We start from the raw sequence: 519 nt of genomic DNA, 5'->3' as shown, positions 1-519 counted from the left end.
GGTCCCACTGGTCCCACTGGAGCCGACGGAGCAACCGGACCGACTGGGGCTACTGGCGCTGACGGTGCGACCGGTCCGACTGGTACTACCGGCACCTTTGATACCGGAGAAACTCTCTTTAGCGTATTTGGCCCTGTAGGAACAGCCACTGTAGGGTTTGGCGAGAGTTTGATCTTCCAATCCACAACACTGGATATTACTGTGACTGAAGGCTCTGCAATTGTGACAATTGAAGATATTACTCCTACCGGTCCTACCGGACCTACTGGTGATACGGGGCCTGAGGGACCTACTGGTGCCGACGGCACAACAGGCCCAACTGGTGCAACCGGAGCTGACGGCGCAACTGGACCGACTGGCGAGACTGGGGCAACCGGTGCTGACGGGACTACCGGCCCCACCGGCACAACTGGCGCTGACGGGACTACCGGCCCCACCGGCGCAACTGGCGCTGACGGGACTACCGGCCCCACCGGCGCAACTGGCGCTGACGGGACTACCGGCCCCACCGGCGCAACT

Annotated in this window: 1 protein-coding gene; it reads left to right on the top strand. The window is 62.2% G+C overall.

The features are described 5' to 3' along the window. The coding region (locus tag GT1_RS21890) for a hypothetical protein (RefSeq protein WP_223226448.1) at nucleotides 1-519 on the top strand (519 nt) is incomplete at both ends.

It is taken from the genome of Sporomusa sp. GT1, from assembly GCF_014634905.1.
GTDB classification, from domain to species: domain Bacteria; phylum Bacillota; class Negativicutes; order Sporomusales; family Sporomusaceae; genus Sporomusa; species Sporomusa sphaeroides.
Note: the sequence above shows the minus strand (reverse complement) of the source record. Positions and strands in the feature narration are given on the sequence as shown.